Source organism: Ornithinimicrobium pekingense DSM 21552, assembly GCF_000421185.1.
Taxonomy (GTDB): Bacteria; Actinomycetota; Actinomycetes; order Actinomycetales; family Dermatophilaceae; genus Ornithinicoccus; species Ornithinicoccus pekingensis.
Genome location: NZ_ATWJ01000007.1, coordinates 216,442 through 237,565, shown reverse-complemented (window position 1 = coordinate 237,565; position 21,124 = coordinate 216,442). Strand labels below are relative to the sequence as shown.

Annotated in this window: 17 protein-coding genes; 10 read left to right on the top strand and 7 right to left on the bottom strand. The window is 74.2% G+C overall.

Annotated elements, in window-relative coordinates; genetic code table 11:
* Window positions 1–31: 31 nt before the first annotated feature.
* On the top strand, window positions 32–574 hold the full coding sequence (locus K330_RS18845) for a DUF5709 domain-containing protein (protein ID WP_022920420.1): 543 nt from the start codon (window positions 32–34) through the stop codon (window positions 572–574).
* Window positions 575–634: 60 nt separating this feature from the next.
* Here K330_RS18845 and K330_RS0103220 read toward each other — a convergent pair whose 3' ends face one another.
* Window positions 635–1,282: a regulatory protein RecX gene (locus K330_RS0103220; protein ID WP_022920419.1), complete on the bottom strand. Its 648-nt coding sequence runs from the start codon at window positions 1,280–1,282 to the stop codon at window positions 635–637.
* Window positions 1,282–2,394 (bottom strand): recombinase RecA, encoded by a 1,113-nt coding sequence (recA, locus tag K330_RS0103215; protein WP_022920418.1) that lies wholly within the window; start codon window positions 2,392–2,394, stop codon window positions 1,282–1,284. Before recA ends, K330_RS0103220 begins: the two co-directional genes overlap by 1 nt.
* Window positions 2,395–2,784: 390 nt before the next feature.
* On the opposite strand from recA, the gene K330_RS0103210 reads away from it, so the two are divergent.
* From K330_RS0103210 to K330_RS18840, 3 genes are read left to right on the top strand one after another with little or no spacing between them, the layout of a single operon-like run.
* The gene (locus tag K330_RS0103210; RefSeq protein WP_022920417.1) at window positions 2,785–4,056 is read left to right on the top strand and encodes an aspartate kinase; all 1,272 of its coding nucleotides are present in this window, start codon (window positions 2,785–2,787) and stop codon (window positions 4,054–4,056) included.
* The gene (locus K330_RS0103205) at window positions 4,053–5,165 is read left to right on the top strand and encodes an aspartate-semialdehyde dehydrogenase (protein WP_040657630.1); all 1,113 of its coding nucleotides are present in this window, start codon (window positions 4,053–4,055) and stop codon (window positions 5,163–5,165) included. Before K330_RS0103210 ends, K330_RS0103205 begins: the two co-directional genes overlap by 4 nt.
* Window positions 5,166–5,220: 55 nt before the next feature.
* Window positions 5,221–5,697, top strand: a complete 477-nt coding sequence (locus K330_RS18840) for a hypothetical protein (protein WP_022920415.1) — start codon at window positions 5,221–5,223, stop codon at window positions 5,695–5,697.
* A gap of 151 nt (window positions 5,698–5,848) precedes the next feature.
* Here the strand turns inward: K330_RS18840 and K330_RS0103195 are convergent, their stop codons facing one another.
* Window positions 5,849–6,070: a DUF3046 domain-containing protein gene (locus K330_RS0103195; protein WP_022920414.1), complete on the bottom strand. Its 222-nt coding sequence runs from the start codon at window positions 6,068–6,070 to the stop codon at window positions 5,849–5,851.
* A gap of 9 nt (window positions 6,071–6,079) precedes the next feature.
* Entirely contained in the window at window positions 6,080–7,009 is a 930-nt protein-coding gene (locus tag K330_RS0103190; protein WP_029202263.1) for an AEC family transporter, read from the bottom strand.
* A gap of 68 nt (window positions 7,010–7,077) precedes the next feature.
* Between K330_RS0103190 and K330_RS0103185 the strand changes: the two genes are divergently transcribed.
* Complete coding sequence (locus tag K330_RS0103185) at window positions 7,078–8,940, top strand: carboxyl transferase domain-containing protein (RefSeq protein WP_022920412.1); 1,863 nt, start codon at window positions 7,078–7,080, stop codon at window positions 8,938–8,940.
* A 47-nt stretch (window positions 8,941–8,987) separates the two neighbouring features.
* On the opposite strand, the gene K330_RS0103180 is transcribed toward K330_RS0103185, so the two are convergent.
* Window positions 8,988–10,931 (bottom strand): ABC transporter ATP-binding protein, encoded by a 1,944-nt coding sequence (locus K330_RS0103180; RefSeq protein ID WP_022920411.1) that lies wholly within the window; start codon window positions 10,929–10,931, stop codon window positions 8,988–8,990.
* The gene (locus K330_RS18835; RefSeq protein ID WP_022920410.1) at window positions 10,928–12,916 is read right to left on the bottom strand and encodes an ABC transporter transmembrane domain-containing protein; all 1,989 of its coding nucleotides are present in this window, start codon (window positions 12,914–12,916) and stop codon (window positions 10,928–10,930) included. Before K330_RS18835 ends, K330_RS0103180 begins: the two co-directional genes overlap by 4 nt.
* 132 nt (window positions 12,917–13,048) lie before the next feature.
* Between K330_RS18835 and K330_RS0103170 the strand changes: the two genes are divergently transcribed.
* The 5 genes from K330_RS0103170 to K330_RS0103150 all read left to right on the top strand — a co-directional run bounded on the left by K330_RS0103170 (window position 13,049) and on the right by K330_RS0103150 (window position 20,736).
* Window positions 13,049–13,249: a hypothetical protein gene (locus tag K330_RS0103170; protein ID WP_022920409.1), complete on the top strand. Its 201-nt coding sequence runs from the start codon at window positions 13,049–13,051 to the stop codon at window positions 13,247–13,249.
* A 48-nt stretch (window positions 13,250–13,297) separates the two neighbouring features.
* Window positions 13,298–18,247, top strand: coding sequence for an Lhr family helicase (locus K330_RS0103165; protein WP_022920408.1), 4,950 nt, complete (start codon window positions 13,298–13,300; stop codon window positions 18,245–18,247).
* 84 nt (window positions 18,248–18,331) lie between these two features.
* The gene (locus K330_RS18830; protein WP_022920407.1) at window positions 18,332–19,291 is read left to right on the top strand and encodes a DMT family transporter; all 960 of its coding nucleotides are present in this window, start codon (window positions 18,332–18,334) and stop codon (window positions 19,289–19,291) included.
* A 4-nt stretch (window positions 19,292–19,295) separates the two neighbouring features.
* A complete protein-coding gene (locus tag K330_RS18825) occupies window positions 19,296–19,892 on the top strand; it encodes a peroxidase-related enzyme (RefSeq protein ID WP_022920406.1) in 597 nt (198 codons plus the stop codon).
* Window positions 19,879–20,736, top strand: coding sequence for a DNA-formamidopyrimidine glycosylase family protein (locus tag K330_RS0103150; protein WP_022920405.1), 858 nt, complete (start codon window positions 19,879–19,881; stop codon window positions 20,734–20,736). The genes K330_RS18825 and K330_RS0103150 overlap by 14 nt, the downstream gene beginning before the upstream one ends.
* 38 nt (window positions 20,737–20,774) lie before the next feature.
* On the opposite strand, the gene K330_RS0103145 is transcribed toward K330_RS0103150, so the two are convergent.
* Window positions 20,775–21,119 carry a helix-turn-helix domain-containing protein gene (locus K330_RS0103145; RefSeq protein WP_022920404.1) on the bottom strand — a complete coding sequence of 115 codons (345 nt, stop codon included), beginning with the start codon at window positions 21,117–21,119 and terminating at the stop codon, window positions 20,775–20,777.
* Window positions 21,120–21,124: the final 5 nt, after the last annotated feature.

Below are 21,124 nucleotides of genomic sequence, written 5' to 3'. Positions count from 1 at the left end.
GCAGCACCCTCGGCGAAGGAGCGGAGCAGCGATGATCACAGGCGATCGCGAGAGCATCGGCGACGACCTCGGCGTCTACAGCGTGGACGACGAGAACCAGCTGTCCTCGGAGGACACCCTGGACGGGGACGGGGACCCGCTCGACCGGGGATACACCGCCGCCGACCGGCTGCAGGGCGCCACGGCCTACGGCGTCACCGCCTGGGAGCAGGCCAACGACGAGACCATCGACCAGCGTGTCCGCCAGGAGACCCCGGACCCCTACTCCGTCTACGACGGTGCCGACGACGCGGCGGTGGCCGAGGACGACGGCATGGTGAACGGCGACGACGTCGATGCCATCCGGGCCCAGCTCGCCGACGAGCACCACGGTCGTGTCGGCCGCATCGTGGCCCCCGACGAGGGGCTGGGCGAGGACCGCGAGGCGCGGCTGGTCGCCCGGGAGGGACGCGCCACCAGCTGGGACTCCCCCGAGGAGTCGGCGATGCACTACGTCGACGGGGACGAGGAGGACGAGCTCACCGAGGTCGAGTGGGACCCCGCGGACGAGCCGCTGCAGGACGAGGACGAGTAGGTCCTCGCGAGGTCACCTCCCGGTCGTCACCGGTCGGCCGACGTCGGTGAGCCGCCCGCGTCAGTCCCGCCCGTGCTCGGGGAGCTCGTCAAGGGCCTCCCGGACGACCTGGTAGGAGACCGCCGACCCGTAGCCCTTGCGGGCCAGGAAACCGGCCAGCCGCCGGGTCTGGGTGTCCCGGTCCAGACCGCGCATGGTCCGCAGTCGGCGGGCGACCAGTGCCCGGGCCTGCTCCTTCTCGCGCTCCGGGTCGATCTCCTCCAGCGCGGCGTCGACGACCTCGTCCGGGACGCCCTTGGTGCGCAGCTCGTGCCGCAGCGCCCCGGCAGCGAGCCCCTTGGTCTCCTGCCTGGACCGGACGAACATCTCGGCGAAGGCCTCGTCGTCCACCAGGCCCACCTCCGTCATGCGGTCCAGGACCGTGCGTGCGACGTCTGCCTCGCAGCCCCGGTCACGCAGCTTGTCCTCCAGCTGACGGCGGGTCCGTGGGCCCATCGCCAGCTGGCGCAGCACGATCCGTCGGGCGACGGCAGCGGGGTCGGGCTCGCCCGCCGGCCCGGCATCTCCCGCCCGGCCGGACTCCTGCCGGGCGCGCGTGTCACCCGTGCCGGGACGGCGGGGAAGGCCCGAGGCACTGGCGGCGGACTCCGCCGCCGCCAGTGCCTGCCGTGCCGCGGCCAGCCGGGCGTGGTCGGTGTCGGCTCCCATCAGAAGTCGACGGAGACCTCACCGGTGACCGGATCCACCCCGGCCGGGAGGTCGTCGATGACCGGCTGCACGCCGATGCCGAGCTTTGCCTTGATCTTGCGGTCGATCTCCTCGGTCAGGTCGGGGTTGTCCTTGAGGAACTGGCGGGCGTTCTCCTTGCCCTGCCCCATCTGGTCGCCCTCGTAGGTGTACCAGGCGCCCGACTTGCGCACGAAGCCGTGCTCCACGCCCATGTCGATCAGACCGCCCTCCCGGGAGATGCCCTGCCCGTAGAGGATGTCGAACTCCGCCTGCTTGAAGGGCGGGGACACCTTGTTCTTGACGATCTTCGCGCGGGTCCGGTTGCCGACGGCGTCCGTCCCGTCCTTGAGGGTCTCGATGCGGCGCACGTCGATGCGGACCGAGGCGTAGAACTTCAGCGCCTTGCCGCCCGTGGTCGTCTCCGGCGAGCCGAACATCACGCCGATCTTCTCGCGCAGCTGGTTGATGAAGATCGCGGTCGTGCCGGTGCTGCTGAGCGCCCCGGTGATCTTGCGCAGCGCCTGCGACATGAGCCGGGCCTGCAGACCGACGTGGCTGTCGCCCATCTCGCCCTCGATCTCGGCGCGGGGCACCAGGGCCGCCACGGAGTCGATGACGATGATGTCGAGCGCACCCGAGCGGATCAGCATGTCGGCGATCTCCAGCGCCTGCTCCCCGGTGTCGGGCTGGCTGACGAGCAGGGCGTCGGTGTCGACGCCGAGCTTCTTGGCGTACTCGGGGTCGAGCGCGTGCTCGGCGTCGATGAAGGCCGCGATCCCGCCCGCCTTCTGCGCGTTGGCGACCGCGTGCAGGGCCACCGTGGTCTTGCCGCTGGACTCGGGACCGTAGATCTCGACCACCCGACCGCGGGGCAGACCGCCCACGCCGAGCGCGACGTCGAGGGCGATGGCACCGGTGGGGATGACCTGGATCGGCGGGCGCTCCTCGTCGCCCAGACGCATCACGGAGCCCTTGCCGTGCTGCTTCTCGATCTGGGCCATCACCGTGTCGAGGGCCCGCAGCTTGTCGTTGCCGGCGTCGCGCGTGGCCGCCCCTGCTGCGGGCTTGGCGGGGGTCCTGGTCTGGGCCATGTCCTGCTCCTTCGTTCTCGTGGCGGGCGCGTCTACCGACGACCGACCTCCGGTCGTCGCCCTCCTGCTGCGAGGACGTCCATCCCGTGTCGATCAGACGCTAGGGCGGCCCACCGACAGACCCGCTCCTCCCCGGTGGCTCTGTGGAGGACGGCCGCCCGGCGGGGCACCTTGTGGACAACCTTAATCGAAAACCTGTACGACACCGGCACGTCCGTCGCGCGTGTCGCGCACCGAGGAGGCCGCACGCCGGCACCACCCGCGGGGCGCCCCCGCTTCCCCGACGTCAAGCCCCTGCCGTTCCCGGCCCTACACTGGGTGGTCAGCCCCACGGGAGCCAGACGCCGCCGTCCTCCCACGTCCACGTCATACCCCTGACCAGGAAGTCCCATGACCCTGCTCGTGATGAAGTTCGGCGGCTCGTCCGTCGCCGACGCCGAGGCGATGCGCCGTGTCGCCCAGCGCGTCGTCGCCACCCACCGCGCCGGCAACCAGGTGGCCGTGGTGGTCTCGGCGATGGGTGACACGACCGACGAGCTGCTGGACCTCGCCGGGCAGATCTCCCCCGGCCCGCCGCCCGAGCGCGAGCTGGACATGCTGCTGTCCGCCGGTGAGCGCATCTCCATGGCGCTGCTGGCGATGGCCATCGAGCAGCACGGTGTCCCGGCCAAGAGCTTCACCGGTGCCCAGGCGGGCATGCGCACCGACACCGCGCACGGTCGCGCCCGGCTCCTGGACGTCCAGCCGGAGCGCGTGCGCGCCACGCTCGACGCGGGCGGTGTCGCGATCGTCGCCGGCTTCCAGGGCATCTCGACCGACGACGACATCACCACCCTCGGCCGAGGCGGGTCCGACACCACGGCCGTGGCCCTGGCCGCCGCCCTCGACGCCGACGTGTGCGAGATCTACACCGACGTCGACGGGCTGTACACCGCCGACCCCCGCATCGTGCCCACCGCCCGCCGCGTGACCCGCCTCACGATCGAGGAGACCCTCGAGATGGCGGCGCACGGCGCCAAGATCCTGCACCTGCGCGCGGTCGAGTACGCGCGCCGGTTCCACGTCCCGCTCCACGTCCGCAGCAGCTTCTCCGACAAGGAGGGCACGTGGATCCTGGTCGGTCGACCCCTCACGGAGGACACCATGGAAGAACCCATCATCTCGGGCATCGCCCACGACAAGTCGCTCGGCAAGGTGACCGCGGTCGGGATCCCCGACCGGCCCGGCGCCGCCGCGGCGGTCGTCGGCGCGGTCGCCCGCGCGGGCGTGTCGATCGACATGATCGTGCAGAACGTCTCCACCTCCGACGCGCACACCTCCGACATCTCCTTCACCATCCCCGACACGGACGGGCAGACCGCCGTCGCCGCGGTGCGCGCCCTGCAGGACGAGATGGGTTTTGCCGACGTGCTCTACACCAGCCACGTCGGCAAGCTCTCGCTGGTCGGTGCGGGCATGCGTTCCAACCCCTCGGTCGCCTCGGACCTGTTCGCGGCCCTGGCGGGGGCGGGGGTCAACATCGAGATGATCAGCACCTCCGAGATCCGGATCTCGGTGATCTGCGACCAGTCCGACCTGGAGGACGCGGTCCGCGCGGTGCACACGGCGTTCGAGCTGGACGCCGAGGAGGACGCCGTGGTCTACGGCGGGACGGGACGATGAGCGGTATGGGGTCCGGCAGCAGGAAGGTGCACGTCGCCCTGGTCGGGGCGACGGGTCAGGTCGGCGGCGTGATGCGCCGTCTGCTCTCCGAGCGGGGTTTTCCGGTCGCCTCCGTCCGCTACCTGGCCTCGGCCCGGTCGGCCGGCACCGAGCTGCCCTGGGACGGTTCGGCCGACGGCGCGGACGGGTATGACGTGCCGCGCCAGGTGGTGGTGGAGGACGTCGAGACCGCCGACCTGTCTGGCATCGACATCGCGCTCTTCTCCGCCGGGGGCGGTGCCTCGAAGAGGCATGCGGAGCGCTTCGCCGCCGCCGGTGCGGTCGTCGTCGACAACTCCTCGGCCTGGCGGATGGACGAGCAGGTACCGCTGGTCGTCAGCGAGGTCAACCCCGAGGCACTGGAGCTGGCCGTGAGCGACGGCGGACGACGGATCGTCGCCAACCCCAACTGCACCACGATGGCCGCCATGCCGGTGCTGCGTCCCCTGCACGCGGAGGCGGGCCTGGAGCGGCTGCGCGTCGCGACCTACCAGGCGGTCTCGGGGTCCGGCCTGGCGGGCGTGAGCGAGCTCGGCGGCCAGGTGCGCGCCGCGGTCGACCATGGCGCACCGGTCGAGGAGCTCACGCACGACGGGTCGGCCGTGACGCTGCCGGAGCCCTCTGTCTACGTCGAGCCGATCGCCTTCAACGTGGTCGCCCTGGCGGGCGACCTGGTCGAGGACGGTGAGACCTCCGAGGAGGTCAAGCTGCGCAAGGAGTCGCGCAAGATCCTGGACATCCCCGGCCTGGCGGTCGCGGGCACCTGCGTGCGCGTGCCGGTGTTCACCGGGCACAGCCTGGCGATCCACGCCGAGTTCAGCCGGCCCATCACCCCCGAGCGGGCGACCACGCTCCTCGCGGACGCGCCCGGTGTCGAGCTCGCCGACGTGCCCACGCCCCTCGCGGCCGCCGGTCGCGACGCCTCCTACGTCGGGCGCATCCGGGTCGACCAGTCGGTGCCCGACGGGCGGGGCCTGGTGATGTTCGTGGCCAACGACAACCTGCGCAAGGGCGCCGCCCTCAACGCGGTCCAGATCGCCGAGGCCCTGCTCGAGCGCGACCTCGTCTGAGCGACCGCCCCACCGAAGGGGTGACAACCCGCCCCGGCCGGGCGACAGTGGTGGCATGACCGACCAGCCCTCCGGAATCCCCCTCACCGACGACGAGCACACGCTGCTGCGTCGGGCCGCCTTCGGGGCGATCGCCCTGGTCTCCCAGGCTGACCCGGGCTTCCTCGCGGCGTTCAAGGAGTCCATGGCGGGGTCCCAGGCCCTGCAGGCCGCGCCGGAGGATGTGCGCTCCCTGCTGAGCGAGGGTGGCCGGTTCCCCACTCCCCCGACCGGCACGCCGGAGCAGGTGGAGGCAGCCGTGCTCCGGGACCTCGCACGCGCCGTGCAGGTGCTGGCGGCGAAGGCTCCCCGGCAGGTGGCTGGCTTCCGGCAGGTCGTCCTCGCGGCAGCCGACCTCGTCGCCGGGGCCGACCGCGGTGTGACCCCGGCCGAGCAGGGCACGGTCGACCGGGTCCGCGAGGCCCTGTCGGGCGGGCTGGCGGGCGAGCCGCCTGTCGGCGACACCGCCGGCGACGCCCCTCGTCACGACTGAGCTCTGGCCAGGGGACGACGCGCACACCACGTCGTCGGTCACCCCAGGGACGCGCACACCACGTCGTCGGTCACCCCAGGGATGCGCACACCACGTCGTCGGTCACCCCAGGGACGCGCACACCACGTCGCCGGTCGGTGGAGGTGGGGCGTCAGGCCCTCCGCTTGGGGTCGGGCAGGTAGTGGTGCTCCGGCGGCACGTCGAGGTCGGCGCAGACCGCCCGCCAGACCGTCCTGGGCGGCTCCCCCTCCTCCAGCGCCTGCGACGGCGTGCGACCGCCGAGGACCGCGAGGGAGTGCGTGCCGGCCACGATCGTGGCGTACCCCGCGCCGAACTCCTGCTCCATCAGGGCCCAGAACTCGCTCAGACGCACCCGGGCACCCTACCCGCCGCCCATGAGCGCCACGACGAGCAGCATGGCCGGCATCGCCAGCAGGGTCGTGACCAGCACGCTGTCGCGCGCGATGTCCTCGCCCCGCCCGTAGGCGACCGCGAGGATGAAGACGTTCTGGGCCGTCGGCAGCGACGACATCACGACCGCGGCCAGCACCTCAGGCCCGGACAACCCCAGCACCGGACCCGCGACGAGGCCCGCGACGGCCGGCATCAGGCCCAGCTTGAGCAGCACCACCACGCCCAGCTCGGCCAGGTTGCCCCTCCCGCGCGGGACCGGGGAGAGCCGCAGCGAGATCCCGAAGGCCAGCAGCATGCCGGGGATCGCCAGCCCGCCGACGAGCTCGACCGGGGCACGGAGGTCCGCAGGCAGCTCCACGCCGGAGAGCGCGACCGCGAGCCCGAGCACGCTGCCGATCGTCAGCGGGTTGGTCAGCGGGGAGCGCAGCACCCGCCACGGGGAGACCCTCCTGCCCTCCTGGCTCGCGTCCAGCGCGGCGAGCCAGGAGGGCTGCAGCACGAGCAGCTGCATGAGGATCACCGGCGCGGACCAGGACCCGTCACCGAGCACGTAGATCGCGATCGGCAGACCGAGGTTGTTGGAGTTGACGTAGCTGACGCTCATCCCGCCCATGAGCGCGTGCGTGGTCGTGCGCCGCAGCACGGCCCTGGCGAGCACGAGGTATGCCGCAGCCGTCACCACCACCCCGGCGAGCGTGGCGACCAGGAACCCCGAGAAGATCACGCCGACATCGGCGTCGGCCACGACGAGGAAGAGCAGCGCCGGCGAGCCCACCCAGAAGGTGAGCCTGGCGAGCACCTGCTGCTCGGTCCGTCCGAACATCCGGGTGTGCGCCAGCAGCCAGCCGACCGCGACGACCGCCGCGATCAGCCAGAATCCCTGGAGCACGGCGACCACGCGCAGCATTATCCGCCGTGGCCTGCCGAGGTTCCGGCACCGCCCGCCCCACGGGTTAACCTGCCGCAATGAGCGACCCGCGGGAGCGCACCGACCCGACCGGCCACGAGGCCGATCCCCACGAGGACTACCTCACCGGTGACGGCGGCGTCACCCCCGAGCTCCTCGACCGCCGCCCGGTGGTGCAGCGCACCGTCGCCACGCTCTACGAGGGTCGGCCGGGCCTGAACCCCACGCAGGCGATCCGCGCCTTCCTCGAGGCGGTCAACCTGCAGGAGCGGCACGGCCACATGCGCGTGGTCGACGACCTCATCGGCCTCCAGCGCCGGGTGGGCGACACCATCGAGCACTACAAGGACAAGCTGCTCAACGCCGAGGCCCGCAGCGGCGCCACGGAGTCGGCCAAGTTCGGCATCGGCCACTTCCACGGCCAGCGCGCGGTCGTCTACGTCGTCGACTGGTCCTTCTTCGCCGGCTCCCTGGGTGAGGTCGCCGGGGAGAAGTTCGTCCAGGCTGCCGAGCTCGCCGAGAAGGAGAAGCTCCCCCTGGTGAGCATGGGCGCCTCCTCGGGGGTGCGCCAGCACGAGAACGTGCTCGGCCTGGTGCAGATGCAGCGCATGGCGGCCGCCGCCAACAAGTTCCAGCACACCACCAACCGCCCCTACATCTCGGTGCTGGCCGGCCAGGTGTGGGGCGGGATGTCGGCGAGCGCCGTCCCGGTGGCCGACCTCGTCGTGGCGCTGGAGGGCACCGACTACGGCTTCGCCGGGCGCCGCGTGATCGAGACCTTCGAGGGCAAGCAGGTCCCCCGCGGCATGCAGTCGGCCGAGGCCAACTATCTCGACCGCAACGTCGACGTCCTCGTCAAGGACGTCGACGAGCTCAACGAGTTCCTGTCCCGCATCTTCACCGCGGGCCGCTCCTCCTCCCGCATCCGCCCCGGGCGGGCCGGGACGGTCAGCCGTCCCGGGGACGTCGCCCCCGACGGGCGCGCGATGACCGCCGGACCGGAGGGTTTCTCCGCCGCCCTGTGGGACCGTCAGGTCCCCCTGGTGACCGTGCAGCTGCCGCGCGACCGGCGCGACCGGCCCGACATGGCCACCCGTGAGGCGCTGATGGCGCGCTACAACGAGATCGCCGCGGGCGCGGGGCGCCTCGACACCGAGTTCCTCCTCCAGACCGTCTTCGACTCGGCCGTCCCCTTCTACAACCACGTGCGCTTCGAGGAGGAGAAGAAGTACCCCAACGTCATCGCCGGTCTGGGCACGATCGGCGAGCAGACCTTCATGGTCATCGGCGACCAGCCCTGCTACCGGGTCTCCCCGGGCTACGTCGGCAAGCGCCCGGCCAACCCCGGTCCGGAGGACTTCGAGTACGGCGTGCGGATGATGCAGGCCGCCCAGCGGTGGGGCCTGCCGATCGTCTTCTTCACCGACACCCTGGGGGCGCTGCCCACCATGGCGGCCGAGCGCCGCGGCCAGTCGCGGGCGATCGCGCAGAGCATCAAGACCTCCGCCTCCCACCCCTTCCCGACCGTGTCGGTCATCACCGGCGCCATGGGCAGCGGAGGGGGGCTGGCGACGACGCCCTTCGGCCGGCACACGGTCATGCTGGACAGCGCGCTGGGCTTCGTCTCCGAGCCGCGCTCCACCGCCACGATCCTCTACAACGAGTCCAACCCGACGGTCGAGCAGGTCGCGATGACGCTGGAGACGATGCGTGCCTCGGCCGACGACCTGCGGGCCCAGGGCCTCGTCGACACGATCGTGCAGGACCACCCCGACCCCTGGGACACCGCCCAGGAGCTGCGCGAGGCGATCATCGACGGCTACAACCGCCAGCACGGTCTGACGCCCCGCCGCCTGCGGCAGAAGGCCGACGAGCGGCTGCGGCCGCGCACGATCGGCAAGCACGCCACCGACCCGGACTGAGGACCTGGGGCGCCGGGGCCGACACAACCGGCGGCCCCGGCGGCTCCTCAGCTGGTCCAGGCCCGCCAGAGCGCGGCGTACTCCCCGTCAGCCTCCATCAGCTCGTCGTGGCTGCCCAGCTCGACGATCCGGCCGTCCTGCACGACCGCGATCCGGTCGGCGTCGTGCGCCGTGTGCAGCCGGTGCGCGATCGCCACCACCGTCCGGTTGGTCAGCAGCGCGCTCATCGACCCCTCGAGGTGCCGCGCCGTGCGCGGGTCGATCAGCGACGTCGCCTCGTCGAGCACCAGCGTGTGCGGGTCGGCCAGGATCAGCCGGGCCAGCGCCACCTGCTGCGCCTGCGCCGGCGTCAGCACCTGGTTGCCCGCGCCCAGGACGGTGTCCAGCCCGCGCGGCAGCGCCGCCACCCAGGTGCTGGCGTCCACGGTGGCCAGCGCACGCCATACCTCGTCGTCGGAGGCGCCCTCCCGGGCGAGCACGAGGTTGTCGCGCACCGACCCGCGGAAGACGTGGTGCTCCTGGGTGACGAGGGCCACCTCGCGGCGCAGCGCGTCGAGCGGCAGGCGCACCAGCTCCACACCACCGACCGTGACCGACCCGCTGCCGGGTCCGTGGATGCCGGAGAGCAGCCTGCCCAGGGTGGACTTGCCCGAGCCCGAGGGGCCGACGACCGCCAGCCGCTCCCCCGGCCGGAGGGTCAGGTCGATGCCGTGCAGCACGTCCTGGCCCTCCCGGTACGCGTAGCGCAGCCCCCGCCCGACGAGCTCGCGGCCCGCGGGCAGGGCCTCGCCGGGGGTCCGGTCGGGCGGCACCTCGGCGATCCCCAGCAGGCGGGTGGTCGAGGCGATGCCGACCTGGAGCTCGTCGATCGTGCCGACGAGCCGGTCGAACGGGCCGTAGAAGGTCTCGATGTAGAGCATCGCCGCGGTGATCTGACCGAGGGTGACGACGCCGCGGGCATAGAGGACCGCGCCAACGACGAGCGTGATGACCCGTGGCAGGGAGAAGGCCATGTCCATGACGACGAAGAGGATGTTGCGCAGCACGAGGCCGTAGCGCTCGGCCTGGGAGCTGACCTCGATGTCGTCGGCGGCCGCGCGCCGGCGCTCGGGCTGCAGACCGAGGGCCTCCACCGTGCGGGCGCCCTCGACCGTCTCGCTGAGCGTGCTGTTGATGAGGGAGTAGGTGGCGCCCTCCAGCAGGTAGGCGGCCGGGGCGTGCTGCAGGTAGCGGCGCACCTGCCACAGGGACAGCGAGGCGGTCACCAGCGTCGGCACGGCCAGCGCCCAGGAGTTGAGCACCATCGCCACCACGGTCAGCAGCACGGTGACGACGCCGATGATGAACTCCGGCAGCGCCCAGCGCACGGCGCTGCTCATCGACCCCACGTCGCGGGTGACCCGGGTGACGAGGTCGCCGGTGCTGGCCGACTCGACCTTGCCCAGCGGCAGCCGCAGGACGGCCCGGACCACGTGCTCGCGCGCCTCGGCCAGGACCCCCTGCCCCAGCACCGCCGCCAGCCACTTGGCCAGGTAGGTCAGCACCGCCTGCGCGACGAGGACACCGACGACGAGCAGCGCAAGGTCGGTGACGACGCCCGCTCCGGGACGACCGTCCGCCTCGACCACCACGTCGACGAGGCGGCCCAGCAGCAGGGGCACCGCCAGGCCGGCCGCGGCGGCGAGCGCGTTGGCGAGCGTCACCACGACCACCAGCCCGGCGCGTCGTCGCAGCAGTCCGCGCAGGTAGCGCACCACCGTGCCGGGCGGGGCGACCGGCAGCCCGCGCTCGGGGTCCTGGCTCTCGCGCAGGTGGGTCAGGGCGCGCTCGCGGCGCAGCCGGTGCCGCTCCCACAGCAGCCGGTGCCGCTCGCGCGGACCGACCGTGCCCGGGGCGGGGGGCCGCAGCGCCTCCGGGACCGGCGGCGGCCGGTCGGCGGGGTCGCGCCAGGTGCGGGCCGAGTCCGCGCCCAGCCCGGTGCCGAGAGTCACGGTGAGGTCACCTCCTCCGGGCGGTGCTCGGGTATGACGTGCTGCTGCCCCGCGGGCGCGGCCGGTCCCCAGGTGCTCCCGTCGTCCGGGCTGGTGGCCCCGTCGCGACCGGTCCCGACCGGGGCCGACGCGGGCTCCCGCTCGCCGCGCAGCACCGTGCGGCGGTAGCCCTCGCACGAGGCGACGAGCTCGTCGTGGGTGCCGGTGGCGACCACCCGGCCGTCCTCGACGAAGGCGACCTCGTCGGCATGGTGCAGCAGCAGCGGGGAGGCGGTCATCACCACGGTGGTGCGGCCTCGGCGGTGCCCGGGCAGCCGCGCGGCGATCCGTGCCTCGGTGTGCGCGTCGACCGCCGAGGTGGGCTCGACGAGGACCAGGACCGGCGCGTCGGTGGCGAGCGCCCTGGTCAGCACGAGCCGCTGGCGCTGACCGCCGGACAGTCCCCGGCCGCGCTCGTCCAGCACGCCCTGCCAGCCGCCGGGCAGGATGTCGAAGACGTCCTCGGCCGCGGCGGCGTGCAGCGCCTCCTCCGCCTGCTCACGGGTCAGCCGGTGGTGCGGGTCGACCGCGTCCTGCAGCGTCCCTGCGAACACGTGCGCCCGGGTGTCGCTGACCACGACCGTGCGGCGCACGACCTCCAGGGGCAGCCGGGAGAGGTCGACGCCGCCCAGGTGCACGCCCCACGGCCGCTCGGCCCGCTCCGCGTCGCGCCCGGCGAGCTCGGCGCGCGCGGTCTCGCGCTCGAGGCGTGCACGGCGTGCGGCCCGACCGGTCGCCTCGTCGTCCTCGGGGGTCGTGAGCGTGTCGTCCGCGGGCAGGTAGCGCCCCAGCCGGTCGGCCAGGGCCGCCGTGTCGTCGGGCACGGCGCTGACCACCATCGTGAGCCTGCCGGGGCGCGCCCGCAGCCCCGAGGCCTCGTCGACGAGGTCACCCCCGGCGTCCAGCTCGGCGGGGGGCCGTCCGGGCCACGGGTCGGGCGTGCCGAGCACGCCGATGGTCTTGCGGGCCGAGACGAAGGACCGGGTGATCTGCTGGGCCGCCTCGAAGACGACGCGGATCGGCTGGACGAGGAAGACGGCGTAGCCGAGGAAGGTGACCAGCTGGCCGATCTGCAGGTCGCCCCGGCCGACCGCCCGCACCCCCAGCACCAGCAGCGCGACGACGAAGAGGCCGGAGAGCAAGACGCCGACCGCCTCGACGAAGGCCGCCCAGCCACCGGCCTGCACGCCCGCGGACCGGACCCGCTGCGACTGCCGCGCGTAGTTGTCGCCGAAGATGCGCTCGCCGCCGATGCCGCGCAGGATCCGCAGCCCCGCGACGATGTCGGTGGCCATCGTGGTCAGCTCGGAGTCGCGCGACCGCTCCCGGGTCTGCGCGGCTGACAGCGGCCGCAGCAGCACGGTGGAGACGACGACCAGCAGCGGTGCGACGAGGAGCACGACAAGGCCGAGCGGCACGGAGATCTGCAGCACGATGACGGCGACCAGCAGGTAGGCCACGAGGTTGCCGACGAGCCGCGAGACGATCTCGACGAAGTGGCCGAACTGCTCGCCGTCCCCGCCGCTGACCGACAGCACCTCCCCGGCGGGGGCCCGACGGGTCAGCACGTGCCCCAGCCGGGCCGTCTTGTGGGTGACCATGAGCGTCTGCCCGTAGGACGCCACGAGCCAGGACCGCACCACGACCGTGTGGTAGAAGACGCCGCTGCTGGCGCCCACCAGCGTGACCACCAGCAGGACCGCGCTCCACAGGAGCACCTGCCCGCGGTCGCCGGGCACGATGCCCTCGTCGATCGCGCGCCCGAAGACCCACGGGGTGAGTGCCGTGGGCAGCATCCACGCCAGGCTGCACAGGCAGGCGGCGACGATGAGGTCGGGCTGCTGGCGCACGAGCCACCACAGGAAGCGGCCGGGGCCCCGGGTGTCGGGCTCGCCGGCGGAGCCCGGGGAGGCCCAGGCGGTCACGGTGGGTGGGAAGTCGCGCATACCGCCTCTGAGCGTAGGGCCGCCGCACGGGCGCCCTCCAGGTGTTTTCGGCGGGCCGGCCCCGGACGTGCCGTCGCGGGCCCGGGGGTGAGAGGATGGCCCGGACATCGGACCGGCCGCACTGGAGGAAGCGTGACCACTCGTCAGGACCTCGCCTGGTGGCAGAAGCTGCTCATGGCGATGAAGCTGTGGCGCCCCACCTACCGCACCCTGCACCACGAGGTGCGTGACCTCGAGCGTCCGGCCGTGCCGCCGGTGACCGGGGCCTACGGCAACCGCGTCGACCTGACGAAGCGGCGCCGGCTCGTGCCGCAGTCCGGCGACCGCGACTGACGGCGGTTCCAGCACACCTGTGTCGGTGCCGGGTGGCACAGTGAGCGGGTGACCAGCCCGGAGACCTCCACCCCGGTCCTCGACCGGTTCTCGCCCGCGACCCGGGCCTGGTTCGACGCGTCCTTCCCCGGGCCGACGTCCGCGCAGTCGGGCGCCTGGGACGCGATCAGCCGGGGGGAGCACACGCTGGTCGTCGCCCCGACCGGCTCGGGCAAGACCCTCTCGGCGTTCCTGTGGGCGATCGACCGCATCGTGGCCGGGCACGGCGCCGAGGCCGCCGTCCCGCCGGCGACCGACCGGGGGTCGCGCCCGGCATCGTCCGAGCCCCGCGGCCGCTGCCGCGTCCTCTACGTCTCGCCGCTCAAGGCCCTCGCCGTCGACGTCGAGCGCAACCTGCGCTCCCCGCTCGTGGGCATCGGGCACGCCGCGACCCGCCTCGGTATGCCGTCGCCGCAGGTCTCGGTGGCCGTCCGGTCCGGGGACACCCCCGCCGCGCAACGGCGCGCGTTCGCCAAGGACGGCGCCGAGATCCTCATCACGACGCCGGAGTCGCTCTTCCTGCTGCTGACCTCCCAGGCCCGCTCCGCGCTGACCGGGGTCGAGTCCGTCATCGTCGACGAGGTCCACGCCGTGGCCGGCACCAAGCGCGGCGCGCACCTGGCCGTCACCCTCGACCGGCTGGACGCGCTGCTCGAGCGCCCCGCCCAGCGCATCGGGCTGTCCGCCACCGTCCGCCCGGTGGAGGAGGTGGCGCGCTACCTCGCCGGCGGGCGGCCGGTCACCACGGTGCAGCCCCCGTCCACCAAGCGCTGGGACCTGCAGGTCGTCGTCCCCGTCCCGGACATGGCCGACCCCGGCGCGGCCGAGCTGCCGGGCGGGGCCGGCGGTGCGCGCGCCTCGCGCGCCGACGCCCGGGACCTCGCCGACCGGGTCGACGACTGGGCCGCGCAGGGTGCCCCGCGACCCACGACCTCGACCTCCGGCACGGGCACCGGCCCTGTCCTGCCCGACCTGGAGGGCGCGGAGGGCGACGTCTGGCAGCCGGCTGTCGACCCCGAGGAGCGCGCCTCGATCTGGCCGCACCTGGAGCGCCGGGTCGCCGACCTCATCGAGCGGCACACCTCCACCCTGGTGTTCACCAACTCCCGCCGGGTCGCCGAGCGCTTCACCTCGCGCCTCAACGAGGGGTGGGACGAGCGGCACGCCGACGGCTCCGACGAGGACGGGCCGCCCGGGGGGGCCGGCGCAACGCGCGCGGCGAGCCCGCCCGCGCAGGTCATGGGCCAGGCGGGCTCGGCCGGCGGGGCGCCGCCGGTGCTCGCCCGCGCGCACCACGGCTCGGTGAGCAAGGAGCAGCGGGCGGTCATCGAGGACGCCCTCAAGACCGGGCGGCTGCCCGCGGTGGTCGCCACGAGCAGCCTCGAGCTGGGCATCGACATGGGTGCGGTCGACCTGGTCGTCCAGGTGGCCAGCCCGCCGAGCGTGGCCTCGGGCCTGCAGCGCGTGGGCCGGGCGGGGCACCAGGTGGGTGCGGTCAGCGAGGGCGTGTTCTTCCCCACGCACCGCGCCGACCTGGTCCAGACCGCCGTCGTCGTCGACCGCATGCGGGCCGGGCTGATCGAGGAGCTGCACGTCCCGGCCAACCCCCTCGACGTGCTGGCGCAGCAGGTCGTGGCGATGGTGGCCATGGACGAGTGGGCGGTCAGCGAGCTGTTCGACCTGGTGCGCCGCTCCGCCTCGTTCTCCGCGCTCCCGCGCCCGCTGTTCGAGGCGGTGCTCGACATGCTCGCCGGGCGCTACCCGGGCGAGGACTTCGCCGACCTGCGGCCCCGCGTCGAGTGGGACCGCGTCACCGACCGGCTCACCGCCCGCCGCGGCGCGCAGCTGCTCGCCGTGACCTCGGGCGGCACCATCCCCGACCGCGGCCTGTACGCCGTGATGCTCGCCACCGGGGAGGGCCCCGGGCGGCGCGTCGGCGAGCTCGACGAGGAGATGGTCTACGAGTCGCGCGTCGGGGACGTCTTCACGCTCGGCACCACGAGCTGGCGGATCGAGGACATCACCCACGACCAGGTGCTCGTCACGCCCGCCCCCGGGCAGATCGGCCGCCTGCCGTTCTGGAAGGGCGAGGCCCAGGGCCGCCCGGCCGAGCTGGGCGCCGCCGTGGGGGCGTTCGTGCGCGAGACCGGCGGCACGCCACGCGAGGCGGCCGTGTCCGACCTCACGGGCCGCGGGCTGGACCCCTGGGCCGCCGACAATCTCGTGACCTACCTGCACGAGCAGCGCGAGGCCGTGGCCCACCTGCCCGACGACCGCACCGTGGTCGTCGAGCGGTTCCGCGACGAGATCGGCGACTGGCGCGTGGTCGTGCACTCGCCCTGGGGCCGCCCGGTGCACGGGCCGTGGGCGCTGTGCCTGGCCGCGCGGATGCGGGAGCGCTACGGCACCGACGTGCAGGCCATGGCCGCCGACGACGGGATCGTGCTGCGCCTGCCCGACCTGGGGGCCTGGGACGGGTCCGGCCCGGGCGAGAGCGGCGGGGAGCGCGCCGAGGAGGCGCGGCTCGACGCCGAGATCGCCGAGCTGCTCACGCTGGACCCCGACGAGGTCGCCGACCTGGTCACCCAGGAGATCGGTGGCTCTGCGCTGTTCGCCTCGCGCTTCCGTGAGTGCGCGGCCCGGGCCCTGCTCCTGCCCCGCCGCAACCCCGGACGCCGTCAGCCGCTGTGGCAGCAGCGTCAGCGCTCGGCCCAGCTGCTGGAGGTCGCCTCCCGCTACCCGACCTTCCCCATCGTGCTCGAGGCCGTCCGTGAGGTGGTCCAGGACGTCTACGACGTGTCCGCGCTGGTCGACCTGATGCGCCGGGTCGCGAGCCGCGAGGTGCGCGTCGTGTCGGTGACCAGCCCCTCCCCCTCGCCCTTCGCGCGCTCGCTGCTCATGGGGTATGTCGCCCAGTTCCTCTACGAGGGCGACTCGCCGCTGGCCGAGCGCCGTGCGGCGGCCCTGTCCCTGGACCCCTCGCTGCTGGCCGAGCTCCTCGGGCGCGGTGAGGGCGCCTCGCTGCGCGACCTGCTCGATCCCGAGGTCGTCGCCCGCACCCACGCCGAGCTGCAGCGGCTGGCCCCGGAGCGGGCCGCACGCGACGCCCAGGACGTGCTGGACCTGCTGCGCGTCCTGGGGCCGCTGACCACCGCCGAGGCGGCGGCCCGCACCCGCGAGGAGGTCCGGGCCGACGTGGAGGGCTGGCTGGCCGAGCTGGCCGAGGCCCGCCGCGTCATCGAGGTCCGGGTCGGCGGGGAGCAGCGGTGGGCCGACGCCCAGGACGCCGCCCGGCTGCGCGACGCCCTCGGCACGGCCATCCCCGTCGGCGTGCCGGCCGCCTACCTCGAGGGCATCGAGGACCCCCTCGGAGACCTCGTCGTCCGTTACGCGCGCACCCACACTCCCTTCACGCTCGCGGAGCTGTCCGCCCGGCTCGGGCTGGGGGCCGCCGTCGTGCGCGACGCCGCCCGACGGCTCGTCTCCTCCGGCCGACTCGTGGAGGGCGCGCTCGTGCCGCACGGCACCGGCTCGGAGGACCTGTGCGACGCCGAGGTGCTGCGGCTGCTGCGCCGGCGCTCCCTGGCCGCGCTGCGCGAGGAGGTCGAGCCGGTCACGCAGGCGGCCTACGGACGCTTCCTGCCGCGTTGGCAGGGGGCGACCGGCCTGGGTACCGGTGAGGGTGAGCGGCTGCGCGGGACCGAGGGGGTCCTGCGGGCCGTCGAGCAGCTCTCCGGGGCGCGCCTGCCCGCCTCTGCGGTCGAGACGCTCGTGCTGCCCGCCCGCGTCCGTGACTACTCCCCCGCCCTGCTCGACGAGCTGATGACGGCCGGCGAGGTGCTGTGGCAGGGTCACGGCGGGCTGCCCGGTGACGACGGGTGGGTCTCCCTGCACCTCGCCGACACCGCCGACCTGACGCTGGCCGGGCCGGAGCCGGTCGAGACGGAGACGGCCCGGCAGGTGCTCGAGCTGCTGGCCCGCGTCCCCGGTGGCGCCTACTTCTTCCGCGCGCTGTCCGACGCCGTCGCCTCCACCGACGACTCAGCGCTGCTGACCACGCTGTGGGACCTCGTGTGGGCGGGCCACGTCAGCGCCGACACCTTCGCCCCCGTGCGTGCCCTGCTCGCAGGCGGGCGCACCGCGCACCGGTCCCGCCGCGCACCGCGCGCCGGTCGCTGGTCACGGTCCTCCGTCGCCCTGGCCAACCGGCCCTCGCGTCCCGCGATGCCGGTGCGGTCGGGGCCACCCAGCGCCGTCGGCCGGTGGTCGCTCCTGCCCCCGCCGGAGCCGGAGGGAACGGTGCGCGCGCTGGCCACCGCCGAGCAGCTGCTGGACCGCTACGGGGTGCTCACGCGCGGCTCGGTCGTCGCGGAGGGGGTCCCCGGCGGCTTCGCCGGCGTCTACCGCGTGCTGGCCGGTGCCGAGGAGGCCGGACGGGTACGCCGCGGCTACGTCGTGGAGGGCCTGGGCGCGGCCCAGTTCGGCACCGCCGGCGCGATCGACCGGCTGCGGGCGCTCGAGGGCGACCGCGACCAGCCCGGCCGCCAGCCGGAGGTCGTGCTGCTGGCCGCCAGCGACCCCGCCAGCCCGTTCGGCGCCAGCATCCCCTGGCCCGAGCGCGGCGGGGCCGGCACCGAGGGCGACGAGGGTCCCGCCCACCGTCCCGGGCGCAAGGCCGGGGCGATGGTGGTGCTGGTCGACGGTTCGCTGCTGCTCTACCTCGAGCGGGGCGGCCGCAGCGCCCTCACCTTCCGCGTGCCCGACCACCTCGAGCCGAGGCCCGCGTGGGCCGTCGTCGCGGCGGCGCTGGTGGGTGCCGTGCGTTCCGGCGCCCTCGCCGGGCTGACGGTGGCGCGGATCGACGGTGCCGGGGCCCTCGGCTCGGACTCGCCGCTGGCGTCTGCACTGGTCGAGGCCGGGTTCCACACGGCCCCCCAGGGGCTGCGGCTGCGGCGGTAGGCGCCCCGGCGCCTCCCCCGTCACCACGGTGATGTGCTCGAGGAACCGAGCGGCGCGCACGGCCCGCTGTGGTCGAATGACCCGGTGACACGACCCACCGGCACGACCGCCGCCCTCCTCGCCGCGGTGGGCGCGGCCGCCCTGTGGGGCACGACCGGCACCGCGCAGGCGCTCGGCCCCGACGGCACCGACCCGGTCTCGGTCGGCGCGCTGCGCATCACGCTCGGCGCCCTCGTCCTGGGCCTGCTCGCGGCCGCGGGTCCGGGGCGGGCCGCCGCCGGTCCCGTGGTCCCCGGGCGGCTGCCCGTCGGCGTGCTCCTGCTGCTGGGTGGGCTGTGCGTCGCCGCCTACCAGGCCTGCTTCTTCGTGGGGGTCGCACGTGCGGGGGTGGCGGTCGGCACCGTCGTCGCCCTCGGCGTGGCGCCACTGGCGACCGGGGTGCTGGGACTGGTGCTCGGGGAGCGCCCGGACCGCAGGTGGGCGCTGTCCACGACGACCGCGGTGGCCGGCGTCGTGCTGCTCGTGCTGGGCGCCGGTGGCTCCGGGGTCTCGGTCGACCTCCTGGGGGTGTCCGCCGCCGCCGGAGCCGGCGCGTCGTACGCCGGCTACACCGTGGCGGGTCGGACCCTGCTCCTGCGCGGGGCCCACGGCGTGCGGGTCATGGCGTGGTTCTTCGGCGCAGGAGCCGCCCTGCTGCTGCCCACCCTGCTGCTGACCGACCTGGGCTGGCTCCTCACCGGGCCGGGGCTGGCGATGGTCCTGTGGCTCGGTGTCGTCGCCACCGGGCTCTCCTACCTCCTCTTCCAGCACGGTCTGGCGCGGCTGAGCGCACGGACGGTGGGCACCCTGTCGCTGGCCGAGCCGGTGACGGCCACCCTGCTGGGCGTCCTGCTGCTGCACGAGCGGCTCTCGTGGCTGACCGCCGTCGGCATCGCGGTGGTGGTGGCGGGCCTGCTCGTGACGGCTCTGCCCCGGGGCCGCAGGCGCCCCCGCGCACCGGGCGCAGCCGACCCCGCGACAGCCGTCCCGGCTGACCTACCCTGAGCCCATGAGCGCCGTGGCCGACCCCCGCATCTCCGCCCTCCCGCTGCCCGACCGCGAGGACGTGCCGGAGGGCGTGCGGCGGCTGTGGGACCGGTCGCTGGAGGTCTTCGGCTTCGTGCCCAACGTCTTCGTGGCGCAGGCCTACAACGGCGAGCAGTTCCAGGCCTGGTGGAGCTACTTCAACCTCCTCGTCAACAAGGAGGGGTACCTGACCAACGCCGAGCGCGAGCTGCTCGCGGTCGTCGTCAGCGGGCTCAACCGCTGCACCTACTGCACGGTCTCGCACGGTGCGGCGCTGCGCCACCACACCCAGGACCCGGTCACGGCCGACCTGGTGGCGGTGAGCTGGCGCCAGGCTGCGCTGCCGGAGCGGGAGGCGGCGCTAGCCGCCTACGCCGAGAAGCTCACCCTCTGGCCGGCCGACGTCACCCCCGCGGACCTGGAGCCCCTGCGCGCCGTCGGGCTCGACGACCACCAGATCCTGGAGGCGGTCCAGGTCATCGGGATGTTCAACATGACCAACCGGGTCTCCACCGCCCTGGGCATGGTGCCCAACCCCGAGTACCACGCCCAGGACCGGGAGCACCGTGCCCGAGGGTGACGCGGTCTGGCGGACGGCCCGCCGGCTGCACACGGCGCTGGCCGGCGAGCTGGTCGAGGGCAGCGACCTGAGGGTGCCGGCGCTGGCGACCGCGGACCTGTCCGGGCGGCGCACGCTCGAGGTCGTACCACGCGGCAAGCACCTGCTGCACCGGATGGAGGACGACCTCACGCTGCACAGCCACCTGCGGATGGAGGGGTCCTGGCGCGTGCACCCCGTCGGGCGCCGCCGTGCCCTGGGCGCGCGCCATACCGTCCGGGCCCTGGTCTGGACCGGCGCACGTGTGGCCGTCGGGGACAGTCTGGGCATGCTCGACCTGGTCCGCACCAGCGAGGAGCACCGGGTGGTCGGCCACCTCGGCCCGGACCTGCTGGACCCCGGGTATGACGCCGCGCTCGCCCTGCGTAACGTGCTCGCTGACCCGGCGCGGACCGTCACCGAGGCTCTCCTCGACCAGCGCAACGTGGCGGGCATGGGGACGATCTTCACCGCCGAGCCGCTCTTCGTGCACGGCATCAACCCCTGGACCCCGGTGGGTGAGGTCGGCGCGGAGGTCGTGGCGGAGGTGCTGTCCACGGCGCGGCACCTGCTGGTCCTGTCCTGCCGCACCGGACGGACGACGGTGACCGGGCGTGCGGACGTCAACGCCGACGACGCCTGGGTGCACGGCCGGATGGGGCTGCCGTGCAAGCGGTGCGGCACCACGGTCCGGCTGGCACCGATCGGGCAGCAGCCGCGGGAACGGGTGATGTTCTACTGCCCGACCTGTCAGGGCGGGCGGGCGCCGGGCGACGACGGGGCGCGCCAGACCCCGTTGGGCCACGGCCGGTCACGCTACGCCTAGCGGTCCTCCCGGGTCGCCGGTCGGACGTCGGTGGCGGGTCAGGCGGCGGAGACGACGGTGCGACGCCCCGCACCGCGCACGACCTCGCCGCGGCTGATCGGCGTGGCCAGGCCCTCGGTCAGGACGGTCGTCATCTGGGTCGTCGCGGCCTCCGCCAGGCTCACCCGGTCTGCCACGTCCGAGAGCATCTGGGACAGCGGCACGTCGAGCGCCTTGCAGATCGAGGCCAGCAGCTCGGAGGACGCCTCCTTCTCCCCCCGCTCCACCTCGGAGAGGTAACCGAGGGAGCAGGACGCCTCGGCGCTGACCTCACGCAGCGTGCGCCCCTGGCCCTGACGTCTCTCGCGCAGGACGTCTCCCAGCTCACGTCGCAGCAGCACCATGTCCT

Coding starts and splice junctions, on each gene's coding strand:
- K330_RS18835 (WP_022920410.1), bottom strand. CDS start 12,916: ATGCGCGACTTCCCACCCACCGTGACCGCCTGGGCCTCCCCGGGCTCC.
- K330_RS18825 (WP_022920406.1), top strand. CDS start 19,296: ATGAGCGCCGTGGCCGACCCCCGCATCTCCGCCCTCCCGCTGCCCGAC.
- K330_RS18840 (WP_022920415.1), top strand. CDS start 5,221: ATGACCGACCAGCCCTCCGGAATCCCCCTCACCGACGACGAGCACACG.
- K330_RS0103220 (WP_022920419.1), bottom strand. CDS start 1,282: ATGGGAGCCGACACCGACCACGCCCGGCTGGCCGCGGCACGGCAGGCA.
- K330_RS0103210 (WP_022920417.1), top strand. CDS start 2,785: ATGACCCTGCTCGTGATGAAGTTCGGCGGCTCGTCCGTCGCCGACGCC.
- K330_RS0103145 (WP_022920404.1), bottom strand. CDS start 21,119: ATGGTGCTGCTGCGACGTGAGCTGGGAGACGTCCTGCGCGAGAGACGT.
- K330_RS0103205 (WP_040657630.1), top strand. CDS start 4,053: ATGAGCGGTATGGGGTCCGGCAGCAGGAAGGTGCACGTCGCCCTGGTC.
- recA (WP_022920418.1), bottom strand. CDS start 2,394: ATGGCCCAGACCAGGACCCCCGCCAAGCCCGCAGCAGGGGCGGCCACG.
- K330_RS18845 (WP_022920420.1), top strand. CDS start 32: ATGATCACAGGCGATCGCGAGAGCATCGGCGACGACCTCGGCGTCTAC.
- K330_RS0103185 (WP_022920412.1), top strand. CDS start 7,078: ATGAGCGACCCGCGGGAGCGCACCGACCCGACCGGCCACGAGGCCGAT.